The organism is Xanthocytophaga agilis (assembly GCF_030068605.1).
Taxonomy (GTDB): domain Bacteria; phylum Bacteroidota; class Bacteroidia; order Cytophagales; family 172606-1; genus Xanthocytophaga; species Xanthocytophaga agilis.
In genome coordinates this window covers 622973-637098 of sequence record NZ_JASJOU010000001.1, presented here as the reverse complement: position 1 = coordinate 637098, position 14126 = coordinate 622973, and the positions used below count along the sequence as shown (strand labels likewise).

Sequence of the window (14126 nt, the reverse complement as noted above, 5' to 3'; positions counted from 1 at the left end):
TTTTAAATAAAAAAGCCCGACTTAGTAAGCCGGGCTGCAGGTTGTAAATAAACATTAAGATAGTGTATTCAGGATGTTTTCTCAATTTTTTCAGATATTTCTCCGTCTGGTCCAAAAATGATCTTTCTACGCTTGATCTGGTATTCTGTATCTGAAAGCTCTCCTCTCTTATGGCTATCTTCCAGTTCCTGTAAAGCCTTGTTTATTCGTTTCTGATTCGCCTCTATAGATCTGTCAGGTTTGCTTTCCTTTCTTACCGCCCAGATCATAGCAATGATCCACCCGATCACAGTCCATCCCAGCAACACATTTACGCCAATAATCCACTTTGCATTTGGCTTTTTGTAACCAATAACTGATGGTATAAAATAGATAAACAGGTAGATGATGAAAATATAGGAAACAGCCTCTAACATGTATTCGAACATTGATAATCCTACAAAAATACATCAATTTCATCAATTTACTTTCTTCTTATGAATTTGGATTAATGTTTACTTCAATACTTTTTTTTCATCAATACCCATACTACTCACTGATCAATGCCATTAACCCGAAAAAAGGTCATTCGTTACAGTCCTCTTCTGCTCAGTATCATTGCGATAATTTTTCTTGTTCGCCCCATCCTGCATTTAACCAAACATATGTATTTCACAGATGCAGGTTTTTCTTCATCCGAGAAAGGCTTTACCAACGATGTCAGCCGACTTAATCACAGTCCGATAGATTCTCTTGTCCTAGTATCTTCTACTGCTGACTCTGCCATTCAGCAGTTAATTTCATTACTATCCTTTGCCAGAACTAATCATCTTCAGGTATCTATAGCTGGAGCTAAACATAGCATGGGAGGTCATACGATTGCACCTAATGGCATACAAGTTGATATGCTGCCTTTTCGTGCTCTCACATTGGATACCACAACAAACATTCTCACTGTTGGATCAGGAGCATTATGGTCAGAAGTAATTCCTTATTTAAATTACTATAATAGAGCAGTCTCGATCATGCAATCAGACAATGCTTTTTCAGTAGGAGGTTCTATCAGTGTGAACTGTCATGGCTGGCAACATAACAAACCTCCTATTGCCTCTACAGTACAGTCTTTTCGGTTACTAAAAGTCGATGGTAGGTTAGTGACATGTAGCCGTACTGAAAATGAGGAATTGTTTTCTCTTGTTCTGGGGGGATATGGACTCTTCGGAATCATCATTGATGTACAGCTACAAACACTTCCCAATGAATTATACACCTATCAACGAATCACAATTCCAGCGACTGACTATCTGGATTCATACCAAAAATACATTGATCAAAATCCGAAAGCACGAATGGTGTATGGAAGATTGAATGTAAATAAGAAAGATTTTCTCCAGAAAGCCATGCTCAACTATTTTGAATACAAAGCTCCCGCTACAAAAGATTATCCATTGACAGATCCTTCTTTCACCAAATTAAAACAATCTATTTTTGAAGGGTCTCGCAATGATGACTATGGCAAAGAATTACGTTGGCAATCTGAAAAACTTTTTACCAAAACACTGACAGGCAATACTTATTCCCGCAATCAGATTATGAACGAAAGTCCAGCTCTATATCTGAATCAATCTGCTACCCGCACAGATATTCTGCATGAATATTTTATACCCCGAAAAAATTTTGGACAGTTTATTAAACAACTTCAGCAGATTATTCCTCAGCACCAAGCCGATCTGTTAAATGTAACAATACGCAATGTATACAAAGATGAGGATACCTATCTGCGCTATGCCCGTGAAGAAGTATTTGCCTTTGTGATGTTTTTTAATCAGCCCCTCACCTCTGAAGCAGAACAAGATATGACTCATCTGACACAAGAACTTATTGATGCAGCACATAAGCTAAATGGCACTTACTACCTTCCCTATCGATTACATGCTACACAAAACCAGTTGAAGGCTACCTATCCAATGATTGATACGTTCTTCCAAAAGAAACTAAAGTATGATCCCCAAGAGATCTTTCAGAATAAGTTTTACCAGCAGTACAAGAACACCAAGTCAACTGTTGACTCTACAACCACACTTAGATAACTAAAAAAGACCTGGTAGTTGAACCAGGTCTTTTTTAGTTATCTATCAGATTATTCTTTCACAAACTTAAATATCTTATTTTCTTTTCCTTCTGTTTTAAGTAAATACATTCCGGGTTTCAGTGATCTTATCGGTATTACAGGTTGAGATGAGGAGATTTTTATTTTATTCAGGATCAATTTTCCGGAAAGGTCGTAAACTCCTGCTTCCATCTCCTCATCTATTCCTGTAAGAATCAGCTCACTTGAAGCTGGATTGGGATAGAGAGAAACCATCTTTATTACCCCTAACTCATCTTGTTTTCCAACACGTGCAGCGGAAGCTGTCCCATACAATTCAATTTCTGCCAGTTGTAATATAGAACCAGTATTGTTGGCTAGATTAAACCGATAATACCGATAGGCAGTACTATTATTGAAGCGAAAGGCTCTGGTCTGGAACCGATTGGGAAAATCCTGATTGGATCTGGTATCAATAGTAGTCCAGGTGCTGCCATTGTTTGAAGCCTGTAATGTCCAACTCAACGGATCACGTTCAGGGAAATCATTAGCAGACGTAATAGTATAACTTTTCACCACATAACTGGTAGGTGCCTGGTACTGTATCCAACCTGAAGCATGGAATGTGAGATACTTGGTATTACTTTTATTATCAATCAACTTTGTGTATTCTTCTCCTGATGGAGAACTAGTCTGGTATTGAGCACTAACCGTTCCTGAGAGGTTAGTAATATCCTGACCTGTTGGGTTCGGTTCAACCGGAAGATTATTTGCTTCACGAATCAGCTGGAAAATATGATCCGGACGCACTACTACATAGTTTGTATCCAGCGAATTGGCTACATTCTTAAAGTTGGTAGGTTTGACATCTGTCCAGGGTTGTGCCTGAATGATGGCAAAGCGTGGTGACGTACCATTCCATCCAGACGCCGCTACCGCTATATGATCTTTCATGGCTTGTTCATTAGTACAATAGTTACAGGACAGTGCCATTCCCGGAAGACTCTGATTATAGATAGTCAGTCCACCACCTGTATTCTGAGCGGTTAGACCAAGCAACGAAGGAGCATAGGTAGCAAAGCTTTCACCTACATTCTGATTGATGCCTCCTGTAATGGTATTCCATATAGTCACAACCCGAAAACCAGCCCGCCGATTGTAGTCTTCCGTTTTAGATACAAACTGATCCAAGGCAGTTTGGTTTGGAAAACTATTGGGATAAGCATACCCATAACCCGATGGACCTGAAATCAGGTTATCATTGTTGGTAGAGGTTTGCCAATAATAGTTCAGAGCGCCAGGCATAGCATCTAGCATAGCAGGCGACAATGTCCATCCTATAGGTACAGATCCTCTGTCTGGATTATTCCAAAGTTTACGCATCAGGTGTTCTACATACTGAAGGTTGTCACCATCGCTTAAGATAAAGGCTACATAAATCTTGTTTTTCAATACAGGCTTTGCTGGTATAGGCTTTGTGTTTACTGTTCTCGGCATACCACTATGCAATGTCAGATTAGTAGCCCAGTCACTGGCAACTGTTGCAATTCCATACTGTGAAGCTCTCTGCACTCCAGGAGCCTCTTCAGGCCACCATCCCATATAGTTTGCACCTGCTGGCATAGATGACAAAAAGCTATTCAGTAATGTACTTTCAGCAGCCACATTCGGATCCAACCAGATTACCACTGCACCCAATGCTGTTGCATACTCGCGCAAAGCAGATTTATGTACATCTGGGTTGAGTCCAATCAGCAGACGATGATCCAGATTAGGCCAGTAGGTGTTATAAATGGTCTGATAAACCTGCAACTTACTGGTAAATTGACCACGCAAGTCCTGTAAGATAGGTAAATTATAGGGTGCAACTGTCAATTTTGACAATAAAGCTGGAGAAGCGATAAGAGCATTTTGATTTTTGGCCAGCAATGTTGCCAGATTAATTGTATGAGTTTGTGCAGGATCATAAACGATTAATCCAGACAGTTCACTACGATATTTGGTAATAAGACTCCATTTATCGGCTGGTTCATTCCAGTTCAATCCTAAAGACTGCAACCAGGTGTATTGTCCTTCAGCAAATGCATCTCCTTCGTAGGAAAAGATACGGGGTTGTGTCTTGTTTACAATACCTTTCAGGGATGCAAACAGATACATTTCAGCAGATGAGCTATTTTGCTGTACCCGAACCCAGTCCACTTTTGTATAAGCTGTGCCCCGCCAGTATACCCGCAATTCAATAGACTGATGATCAGCAGGCAAGGTAAAGGGCAATGTAAAATTGACATAATCGCCTGCTATCGCAAATTGCTGACGAGTAATAGTATGGAAAGCAAGAGTAGCTCCTGTTGTAGCATTTCGGACATCTATATCCACTACAGGATCATTGTTGGCAGTGTTGTTGTCAGTCTTCATACGAAATTCCGCAACATTGGGACCTGCCAGTAAACTAGTGTCATAGGGTCCATAAATCATATGCCGATTAGCAGAATCTATTCCGGTTTGGCAAAGCCAGCCATCTGTCTCCAGACGTCCAGTATTGTGGCCAAGCGACCCGCCTTCTGCTTCCCAGGTAGAAGAGGTTTCCCGTAAAAGAATCAAATCCTGTGTTTGTGCAGGGGCAGGAAATGAAGGCAACAATTGACCTGAAGGCCAAACAATCTGTGCCATTGCAGGCACAATAGCTAACTGGAGTAAGCACAAAAGTACCACTCGAAATTGGAGAGGAGAATTACCCATACGAAAAAAATAGGTTTAAAAAGTGAAGGATTGACTATATTATGAACTAAGTGGGCAGGTGGTTTCCTATATTGATGGCTGATGTAGCCGGAACTATAACAAGTACGAAAATTGAGATAGGAGAAAAAATACAGAAAAACAATAGTACAGGTAGCTATTTCCATTGACAAAATCTGATAAAACAGCTTACATTGTAAAAGGAAGTAAAGCGTATACATACGCATAGCTTAAAAAATACGGCTTAAAAAGTAGGTCAATTTAAAAATTTTTAAAACAAACCTAACGGATACGCAAATATTTTTTTAAGTATAAGTCACCAATGTGTACTAAGTAAAAAAATGACTGTCTAACGAGAATTTCCAACTAAATACACTCTACTCAAAACCCACTATTTCTGTATTATCTAATCTGTTGTTACTATGAAATTACAATTGTTCTTGTTATGCTTTTTGTCTGTATTTATTAACTGGCATTGCCAATCAAAACATACTACTTTAGGTAAGGAATACGCCAGAAAGTTTTTGACTGATGTGCAACAAGGAAAAGGATCTTTACTATCACAAGTTATTCCAATAGTTCGCGATAAAGAAACAGCTATTGCCATTGCGGAAGCAGTATTATTTAAAATCTATGGCAAGGATGAAATCACCAAACAAAAGCCTTATGAGGTTCATCAGATAGAGAACTATTGGGTTTTGTTTGGTACTTTGCCCGAGGATACTATGGGCGGGGTATTTGAAATTGCTATAGATGCACAGGATGGCAGAATTGTTGGTTTAACTCATGGAAAGTAGAAATTAATTTTCCATTTTTTTATCCTATCTATATTACCAATAAAGAGAACATAAATGTAGGTTATATTTATAAACTATCAGAAATCTGGAGACTTGGAGCATTTTATCAGAAGTCTGATAGTTTCGAAATCACATCAATGTTCTGATACCTATTTAAAATAATCAGAAATCTGATCTATTCCTCTCTAAGTTGTCACCTAATCACACAGCACGATATAATTTGTCTAATCAGAACCCTGATATATCTTAACTACTTAAAGAATATCCAGAATCTGATACAATTCCATATTTGGATAGGTAGAATTGCTTCATTCATTGAAGTAGCTTGAATAGCTAACCCTATGCAGGTAATCGTCCGGCAGTAATCCCAATAGGGAGGCTCTTACGTCCCCTGTCATTTTTTTATCTCATACAAAAGTAATGTGTGTATCAAACCATTTCTTTTCTGTTTCATCCATCATATTATATTTTTTATTTTTTACAAGATAGAGAAACTCTTCTACCTTGGTATTTCTATGTTGCAGTAAAAACTCACATATATGTACAAGTTCTGGCTTAGCTCTACCCACATATGTGACAGAAGTTTTTCGTGCTTTGGAAAGAATAGCTTTGGATCTTTTAATTAATGGCTCAACTACAGTATCATCACCAAACTGACATAAAATGCTGGTTTGGTTTAATTTTACATAGTTGTTTTTATTTGTCTCAAGAATCTCCGCAAAAAAGGCAAGCTCTCCTTTACCATTTATGGCTGCGATGGCACTGGCCGCAGAATTTACTATATAATATTTGTCGCTTGTTCTGGCAATCTCTTTGAGTACATCCAGTGATTTGTCAGACCCATGTCTGTATAATACATTACAAAACCAGGATAGCTCATTGGGCTTTGTGGATTTAGATTTTAGTGCTGTCAGACAAAAATCCTCAATTCTTGGTGAATAGGTTGAATCAAGTGTCTTGAGAAGATCTAAGGCGTTCATTTTAATCCGCCAGTGTTTGTGTTGTATCAGTTCAAAAAGATATTCTTTTTCATTCCAAATCTCCAGTTTGCTTTCAGCCAGAGACTCCAATGCAACATCTTGTATCCATCTGACCTTTTCAAGACGAACAGTTGCCAGTATATAATCAGCTATCGGATGATCATTTACTCTATCCGCTATCCGTACAAGTAGTCGAATAATATCAATCCGTGTACTCGTATTCTTCTCCTTTTCAAGTCGGATCTTCAAAGGTTCAATAAAATCCGGGTCTGCAAGTTCATAAGCCTCATCCCGTGCTTCACTGGCAATGGTTAAACTTGATTGGTAAATAACCCCTGGAGGCAAAGATAGACCCGGCCGCAGGTTTTCATTCCCAAGTCTTTCTATCAGATCATTAACATACTCTGTTTTTGTCATCGTCAGACTGATGATAGAGGTATTTTTTAGGTATCTTATTTTTTTGTATATAAGTGAAGTAGGTATAGTTACTTCTCAACAATCGCCAGGCATATTGGCAAACATTACTCATATTCAGTGAATACCTCAAAAAAGCAAAAAGGTAAGTTACTATCCAACCTTTTCAATTATTTCCTTAAAGGATATTTTATAGATGTAACAACTTTTTCGCATTGGAGTGTCTTTCACTCTTACAAAACAGATAGTATTCGTATAACAAGTACCTTTCAGGAAGCCAATGAAAATGGGATCGCAACTTACCACATTTACTGCTTACTAATAAAAGAATTGCTCTTTTACAATCTGGCCATCTTTTACTTCATATAGCATGATTTCATCGATCTGTATTCTTCCTATACCTCGCACGGTAATATCCATCAGCCGGCCTACAGCAAAATGCTTGCTACTTATAAGAGGAGCAGTTGTAGAGGCACTATGCAGTTCCTCTACCCTACTTACCCAATCTTCTCCTTTTTTACGTACAGCCACTTTTCCTTCTGCATCTTGCAAATAACTGGCAGTGGTAGGTTCTATACTTTGAACATTTTCAGCAAAAAGCTCGTCCTGAATCTCAAACCATTTTTCTTGTTGGGCTAGTTCGTTAAATCGTGCCGCTACTTCTGTTGTGGTTAGTGCTATTGTTTGTGTTTTCATAGAATTTTCAGGTGATATAGATGAGTTGAATTTTCTTTCAGAATGGACTAAGAAGCTACATGCTCTTTGGGTTTAGGAGGAAAACCCGGTTGTCCCTTTCCTGTTGTAATCAGATCCCGCAAGCTGTATTGCAGATATTGGCTCCATCCACCAGAACAGGCCTTAAAACACTCGATTTCAGGAACCAATCCTTCATGGGTAAAGCGGATTTGTGTTTGAGAACCTTGTCTGGCAATTTCAAAATATACTCGGGTGCCTGTCCATTCACTTTTGTCCTCTAGGAACGTAAGGTTACTATCAGTGACAAGCCAAACTACTTTCTCGTTTGGAACAACTTCTACCAGCTTCTGTCTGGAATAATGGACATTTTCAAAACGGACCTCAAATTCATCATTCAGTTTTTCGGAACTACCTGTAAAGTCTTCTGACCACCAACTATGAACGGCATTGATGGCTCGAAATACTTCTTCAGGTGAATGGTCTACCCATAAGGTAGCTGTAAAATCAGATGTATTCATTTTCTTTCTGGTTTTAAGGGTTTTACATTTCCTCACAACAAAAGTATTGTCTAAATAAGACTTGTACAGGGTGTAAAATGGACTTTCTAATGGGTTGATCTGGACAGAATAAACTTCTATCTTTCCTCGCATAATTAGTGGTTTATTGTCTTACAGTATAGCGTCTAATCTCAAATACAAGTACAAACAATGAAACATCTTACAATTCTGGTTCCTGAAGGACAAAGCAATCTGAGCAGTATTGTCGGGGCATACAAGTTATTCTCCAGAGCCAATGACTACTGGCAAGAAACTGGCAGACAGGCGTTGTTTACTATTGAATTGGCAGGTATATCCAAAGAAATAGAATACTATGATGGCTTGTTTGCAGTCAGACCACATAGACACATTGCATCCATTGACAAAACCAATCTTATCATTATTCCTTCCCTGAATCACAACTATCAACTGGCAGTTGCTGGAAATGAATTGCTGATTGAATGGATGGAGAAGCAGTATAAAAATGGGGCAGCCATTGCCAGTATATGTACAGGAGCTTTTCTGCTTGCCTCATCGGGGTTGCTGGATGGCAAAAGTTGTTCTACCCATTGGTCCGCCGCTGACCATTTCAGAAATCTGTTTCCAAATGTACATCTGCAACCTGACAGGTTGATTACAGATGAAAATGGCATTTATACTAATGGAGGAGCCTATTCTTTCCTGAATCTGATGATTTATCTGATAGAGAAATATTATGACCGCCAAACAGCTATTTTCTGCTCTAAGGTATTTCAGATTGAAATAGATAGGCAAAACCAATCGGCCTTTGTCATATTTACAGGTCAGAAACTACATGGTGACGAAATGGTCATAAAAGCCCAGGAATACATCGAAAGTAAACTTCATGAGAAACTATCTGTAGAAGAGCTCTCCTCACGATTTTCCGTCAGTAGACGTAACTTTGACAGAAGATTTATCAAAGCTACCGGCAATACTCCTATTGAATATCTGCAAAGGGTAAAAATTGAATCAGCCAAGAAGGCTTTTGAAACTACCCGCAAAACCATTAATGAAGTAATGTATGAAGTTGGCTACTCAGATGTAAAAGCTTTTCGGGAGGTATTCCGTAAAATCACAGGCATGTCCCCATTGGAGTACAGAGACAAGTACAATAAGGAAGCGATAGTCTAGATGGTATCTTCTGATTCTTGCGCTTAATCTTTCTGTTCGTGATTGTTATTGCCTGCTCCGCATCAGGCAAGTACTTTCTGTTTCTTTGTCAAGGGCAGTAAAATCAGCCAGAGAACCAATACAACAGCCAATTGACAGATCAGCCAGTTTAAAACAACAAACCCAATAGCAGCCCAGCCTCCTGAAAACCAGATGATCCGTACCAGAAAGATTGAAAACAATAAAGCTACCCAAAAAAACACTATTACCATTACCTTTAAGATCCCCTGTAAAGATTTATTTTCACTAAAATCAGTTCTCAGTAACTCCCCATATCCCTGAACTATAGAAAATGGGAAAGTCAACATAACACTGACTAACAAAACGTTCCAGCCTATTGTAAGCCATACAGGGTTCCGACCTACCATCAGATTCCAATATTCCAGAAATGATTTTGCAGAATCCAGAAAAAAAACAGAGCGAAAAAACTGTTTCACATAAACCATCACTTTCTGTAGGTATAACGATGAAACAAGAAGGAGAATCAGAAAAAATACAGGAGAAAGTACAAAAAGCGCAGCTCTTGTAAACGCTGGTTTGGTATAAAACAACTTTTCTGTATCCGTCTCTGTTTCGGGTGATGAATTATCATATCCGTAAATCCCTACAGCAGCACTGAAAGAGAATAGTCCTATCCTAATGGGAATTACCCCAATAGTTCTTTTGATTAAAGGAAAAGAACCTATAGTAACACTTTTTACCCTACACTGAGCCATATTCAGGAATACTACTTGTAATAAGCTCGAACTAATAAGATAAAGATTCATAAATAGTACAAAAAATGCTACTACAGGCGAAAAGAAATTGATCCAATAATTCATAGTATAAGAGCTTAGCAAAAATAAAATGCAAGTTTCATCTTTATATACTTTCCAATCAAGTAGTTTCTTAAAATCCTAACATACCTACTATAGTAGTCCTGTTTATAGAATTACCATCATATAATATCTCCCGATAAAACTTTTTCTCTAAAGGAGCATCTATACTCCTCAAATGAAGTTATTTCTTCATCTATCCCAAACCAACTACAATAAATTGAAAACATATGCACCTGAAATTCATCCTGTTCTTACTATTTAGCTTTTTCTTTTTATGTAAAGTATTTCCTCAAACAGGAAATCTGTCTATTCACTTGGCAGTTAAGGATTCTATTGTTGCTCAATTTAACCGGAGCGATTTCAAAGCTATCTATTCATTTGCAGATACAGCCTTTTCGAACCACATAACAGAAGATCAACTTACAGGTTTTCTGAGGGGTTTAAAGAACAATGGAAATATTCTCAGTTCTATACTTGTAGCAGACTCTGCCAACGGAAGAAAATATTTCCATACAGAATTTAGTATCAGAGATATGCTGATGGTATTGAAAGTCAACACTCGGCAAAAGTTCACTACTTTTGGATTTTATCACCATCCTCCCACGCTTCTTGCAACCACACCTAAGGTAAATAGCAATAATCCAGGTAAAACATTTCTGGATAAATCTATAGATAGTATTGCCCGAGAATATTTTTGGAATCCAAAAGCAACCGCTTTGTCGATTGGAGTATTTAAAAATGGAAAACAGTATACGTATCATTATGGAGAGACAAAGAAAGGCACAGGTACTTTACCAAAAGATGAAACACAATATGAAATAGGCTCTATCACAAAAACATTTACAGCTACCATTCTTGCCCATGCAGTTATAGAAAACAAACTGGCTTTGACTGACGATATAAGAAAATATCTTAAAGCTAGCTTTCCAAATCTGGAATATCAGGGCGTTCCTGTCAGATTACGTGATTTAGCTAATCATACAGCCCGGTTTCCTTCATTGCCGGGAAATTTTGAAAAGCAAATCCAGTATAATCCACTCGAACCTTACAGCAATTACACAGAAGAAATGCTTTGGCAAGCTCTGCATGAAATTCGACTTGACACTTTACCTGGATACAAATTTGAATACTCCAACATGGGATTTGCGGTACTTGGAAAAATACTGGAGAATGAATATAAAATGCCTTATGTAGAATTGGTGAAGAAATATTGTGCAATACCGTTGAAAATGAAGTCTATCACTACGACACTACAGGTAACCCAAAAGAAGAATGCTGCCTACCCTTATAGTGAAAACGGAAATGCAGTTTCATTTTCATCACTTGGCGTTTTTATTCCTGCAGGAGGTATATATGCTTCGGTCAAAGATATACTTCATTATATAGAAGCTCAAATCAATGAAACAGATCCAGCTATTGCACTTACTCACCAGATTACTCAAAACGGTGTTGGACTTAGCTGGGGAATAGTCAACTTTCCAGCTGGTTACAGAATGTTACAGCACAATGGTAGCACTGAGGGATTTCAATCAAATATTACTATATATCCAGAATTAAAAACCGGATTTATAGTTATGGTTAATAACAAAACAGATATTAGCTCACTTGTGATAGGACTAAACAGCATTCTTACACCTAAAAAAGAAGATTAAACCGTTTCTGCTGTAGTTGTTTATCGAGTGGAGGATAAGATAAAATGGTAGCAAAGAATAAACTGGTATAAATAACTTTATTCTTTGCTACCATCTGAAGCAGAGGTATATTCCTTCAAAGGATTATAATTTGAATATCGGATATAAACGGCATCCTCATAGATTTTTTCTTTTTTCAGAATCCTTTTCTTACCAGATTTATTTATTGTATAGGTAGTTCTATACCCATCAAATGAATCCACACCTGCAAACTCTCTTAAAGAATCTCCCTCTATTTTCAAAAAAATGGTTGAAGGCCCACCATAAATAGCCCATGAGTCCAGACAATCAAGTTCCTTATTATAACGGAGATTAGGAAAAATACTAGCGTTTTTAATGGGAGTTAACTTGCTGGTCTTTGGAACAAAAAGCCATATAATTCGCATATCATTAGCTCCTCTGGCAGCTGCATCAACTTTATAAGCTATATCTTTGTATCCATCATTGTTGTAATCATAAATAATCAATCCCAGATTGGATATATTAGATTTTTGAATAAACTTCTTTTGATTAAGCCGCCATCCTACCTCCGTTCGTTGATAAAGGCTGAATTTTACAAAGACTTCATCGTCCTGGTTTCTAATTTGGCTTATATCTAATTTGAAGCTACCTCTTTCTCCTATTTGTGTACTATCAACGATATGTTCCTCTACATCTACTTCCTTTTTTACTGGCAGTGGCGCTGACTTTGGCAATGGATAGTTATCGGTTTTTGAGGAATCAAGATACTCAGCTGTATCTTTTCTAACAAAAGAAGTTGATTGTGCCTTCTTGGCAATACTTTGTTTGTTCTCATTACTACACTGAGAAAATAGTATTAAAAGCCCAAACACAGATAGAAATACCTTGTTCATTCAAAATTGATTACACTCTTGATGAACAATTTAACGTTCATATTTATTTATAAAAGTATCTTCCATTTTTATTTCTTGAACATAGTTCAACGCATATCATCTGTCGAGGTGAATTCACTACATTGACGAATGAGTACTAAATTTGCGATGCATTGGAGTCAAAACTATTTTTGCCTAGTACTCACCGCAAATTTGTCTATACGTTCAATTCGCAGCAAAAAAACTTTTTGTATAAAATTAACTGCAAGTTTTGTAATTGAGCTGAATTAATCGCAAAAGTTTTTTGCACATTATTCAGTTCAATAAGCTCTTTTGTATAGAAAAAAGCACACAATAAAGTTACTGTATAATGAATAATATAACTATAGAAGCATACTATTAAGAGATTTTTCGAACTCAGGTAGTCACATTTTGTATGATATTTATATAAATAACCGTGTGTTTTACTTTTATACAATTTATGAAAAAAGATTATTATCAGATTGGATTCAATTTTCTAAACAACAGCAAATTCCATAGAGCAATAACCTATCTTACCAAAGCAATCGAAGAAGATCCCACTCATGCCTGGGCATATGAAAGAAGAGGTATGGCTTATTATTACTTGTGTCAGCTACCAGAAGCCATAGAGAACTTCACCTCTGCCCTTTCACTAGATGCTACACTAACCAGTGCTTTATATAATCGGGCCTCAATTTATCTAACTAGGGAGGAAACAGAGAAAGCAGCCTCCGACACAGAAACTCTATTAGCACTTGACCCTAACAATACGGACTACAGATACTTGGGACTTAGAGTTTTTCCTGCTGTTAAGAAATACAGAAAAGCTCTTCTAATTGTAAATGATCTATTAAAGGCAAATCCGGAAAATGTAGATTTGATATGGACGAAAGGATGGATTTTCGCGAGTCTGGAAAATCCACAGGAAGCAATCATATGGTATAAAAAGGGATTACAAATCGATCACACCAATGTGATGTTGATGAATAACATAGGATTTGAAGCTACAAAAGCAGGGAATTTCTCTTTGGCAGAAGAATATTTCGAAAGAGCACTCAGGCTTTCACCAGAAGAACCTTATCCACTCAACAATTATGGATATCTGGAACATCTTCGAGGTAATAATGGACGTGCCCATAAATTAATAAACCAATCGCTGGAAAACGATTGTTCCAACTCGTTTGCCTATAAAAACATGGGTATTGTATTACTGGCAATAGGACAAAGAGAGAAAGCTTTTGAACACCTTCAAATGGCACTGGAACTAGGGTATACTCAGGATTATGACGAGGAAGTCAACCAACTTTTGAGTAAGCATTTTCCTGAATAATTTTACTATTTCAAA

General features: G+C 37.5%; 12 protein-coding genes. 5 read left to right on the top strand and 7 right to left on the bottom strand.

Going from position 1 to position 14126, the window contains the following annotated elements; all coding sequences use genetic code 11:
• Window positions 1-68: 68 nt before the first annotated feature.
• Window positions 69-428: a superinfection immunity protein gene (locus tag QNI22_RS02605; protein WP_314509042.1), complete on the bottom strand. Its 360-nt coding sequence runs from the start codon at window positions 426-428 to the stop codon at window positions 69-71.
• A gap of 114 nt (window positions 429-542) precedes the next feature.
• Here QNI22_RS02605 and QNI22_RS02600 point away from each other — a divergent pair, with 114 nt between their 5' ends.
• Window positions 543-2069 (top strand): FAD-binding oxidoreductase, encoded by a 1527-nt coding sequence (locus tag QNI22_RS02600; RefSeq protein WP_314509041.1) that lies wholly within the window; start codon window positions 543-545, stop codon window positions 2067-2069.
• Window positions 2070-2119: 50 nt separating this feature from the next.
• On the opposite strand, the gene QNI22_RS02595 is transcribed toward QNI22_RS02600, so the two are convergent.
• Window positions 2120-4807 (bottom strand): T9SS type A sorting domain-containing protein, encoded by a 2688-nt coding sequence (locus tag QNI22_RS02595; protein ID WP_314509040.1) that lies wholly within the window; start codon window positions 4805-4807, stop codon window positions 2120-2122.
• A 419-nt stretch (window positions 4808-5226) separates the two neighbouring features.
• Between QNI22_RS02595 and QNI22_RS02590 the strand changes: the two genes are divergently transcribed.
• Complete coding sequence (locus QNI22_RS02590; RefSeq protein WP_314509038.1) at window positions 5227-5601, top strand: YbbC/YhhH family protein; 375 nt, start codon at window positions 5227-5229, stop codon at window positions 5599-5601.
• A gap of 407 nt (window positions 5602-6008) precedes the next feature.
• Here the strand turns inward: QNI22_RS02590 and QNI22_RS02585 are convergent, their stop codons facing one another.
• The 3 genes from QNI22_RS02585 to QNI22_RS02575 all read right to left on the bottom strand — a co-directional run bounded on the left by QNI22_RS02585 (window position 6009) and on the right by QNI22_RS02575 (window position 8209).
• Entirely contained in the window at window positions 6009-6998 is a 990-nt protein-coding gene (locus QNI22_RS02585) for a hypothetical protein (protein ID WP_314509037.1), read from the bottom strand.
• Window positions 6999-7313: 315 nt separating this feature from the next.
• A complete protein-coding gene (locus tag QNI22_RS02580) occupies window positions 7314-7691 on the bottom strand; it encodes a SnoaL-like domain-containing protein (protein ID WP_314509036.1) in 378 nt (125 codons plus the stop codon).
• A 47-nt stretch (window positions 7692-7738) separates the two neighbouring features.
• Window positions 7739-8209, bottom strand: a complete 471-nt coding sequence (locus QNI22_RS02575; RefSeq protein WP_314509035.1) for an SRPBCC family protein — start codon at window positions 8207-8209, stop codon at window positions 7739-7741.
• 189 nt (window positions 8210-8398) lie between these two features.
• On the opposite strand from QNI22_RS02575, the gene QNI22_RS02570 reads away from it, so the two are divergent.
• Window positions 8399-9379, top strand: a complete 981-nt coding sequence (locus QNI22_RS02570) for a GlxA family transcriptional regulator (protein WP_314509034.1) — start codon at window positions 8399-8401, stop codon at window positions 9377-9379.
• Between the two features lie 62 nt (window positions 9380-9441).
• Here the strand turns inward: QNI22_RS02570 and QNI22_RS02565 are convergent, their stop codons facing one another.
• Window positions 9442-10239, bottom strand: a complete 798-nt coding sequence (locus tag QNI22_RS02565) for a hypothetical protein (RefSeq protein ID WP_314509033.1) — start codon at window positions 10237-10239, stop codon at window positions 9442-9444.
• A 224-nt stretch (window positions 10240-10463) separates the two neighbouring features.
• Between QNI22_RS02565 and QNI22_RS02560 the strand changes: the two genes are divergently transcribed.
• Complete coding sequence (locus tag QNI22_RS02560) at window positions 10464-11888, top strand: serine hydrolase domain-containing protein (RefSeq protein ID WP_314509032.1); 1425 nt, start codon at window positions 10464-10466, stop codon at window positions 11886-11888.
• A 77-nt stretch (window positions 11889-11965) separates the two neighbouring features.
• On the opposite strand, the gene QNI22_RS02555 is transcribed toward QNI22_RS02560, so the two are convergent.
• Window positions 11966-12781: an XAC2610-related protein gene (locus QNI22_RS02555; RefSeq protein ID WP_314509031.1), complete on the bottom strand. Its 816-nt coding sequence runs from the start codon at window positions 12779-12781 to the stop codon at window positions 11966-11968.
• Between the two features lie 460 nt (window positions 12782-13241).
• Between QNI22_RS02555 and QNI22_RS02550 the strand changes: the two genes are divergently transcribed.
• Complete coding sequence (locus tag QNI22_RS02550; RefSeq protein ID WP_314509030.1) at window positions 13242-14111, top strand: tetratricopeptide repeat protein; 870 nt, start codon at window positions 13242-13244, stop codon at window positions 14109-14111.
• Window positions 14112-14126 lie beyond the last annotated feature (15 nt).

Bases quoted from the DNA above. Each gene is read 5' to 3' on its own strand.
- QNI22_RS02580 (WP_314509036.1), bottom strand. From the start codon at position 7,691: ATGAAAACACAAACAATAGCACTAACCACAACAGAAGTAGCGGCACGA.
- QNI22_RS02555 (WP_314509031.1), bottom strand. From the start codon at position 12,781: ATGAACAAGGTATTTCTATCTGTGTTTGGGCTTTTAATACTATTTTCT.
- QNI22_RS02590 (WP_314509038.1), top strand. From the start codon at position 5,227: ATGAAATTACAATTGTTCTTGTTATGCTTTTTGTCTGTATTTATTAAC.
- QNI22_RS02595 (WP_314509040.1), bottom strand. From the start codon at position 4,807: ATGGGTAATTCTCCTCTCCAATTTCGAGTGGTACTTTTGTGCTTACTC.
- QNI22_RS02600 (WP_314509041.1), top strand. From the start codon at position 543: ATGCCATTAACCCGAAAAAAGGTCATTCGTTACAGTCCTCTTCTGCTC.
- QNI22_RS02550 (WP_314509030.1), top strand. From the start codon at position 13,242: ATGAAAAAAGATTATTATCAGATTGGATTCAATTTTCTAAACAACAGC.
- QNI22_RS02575 (WP_314509035.1), bottom strand. From the start codon at position 8,209: ATGAATACATCTGATTTTACAGCTACCTTATGGGTAGACCATTCACCT.
- QNI22_RS02560 (WP_314509032.1), top strand. From the start codon at position 10,464: ATGCACCTGAAATTCATCCTGTTCTTACTATTTAGCTTTTTCTTTTTA.
- QNI22_RS02605 (WP_314509042.1), bottom strand. From the start codon at position 428: ATGTTCGAATACATGTTAGAGGCTGTTTCCTATATTTTCATCATCTAC.
- QNI22_RS02570 (WP_314509034.1), top strand. From the start codon at position 8,399: ATGAAACATCTTACAATTCTGGTTCCTGAAGGACAAAGCAATCTGAGC.
- QNI22_RS02585 (WP_314509037.1), bottom strand. From the start codon at position 6,998: ATGACAAAAACAGAGTATGTTAATGATCTGATAGAAAGACTTGGGAAT.
- QNI22_RS02565 (WP_314509033.1), bottom strand. From the start codon at position 10,239: ATGAATTATTGGATCAATTTCTTTTCGCCTGTAGTAGCATTTTTTGTA.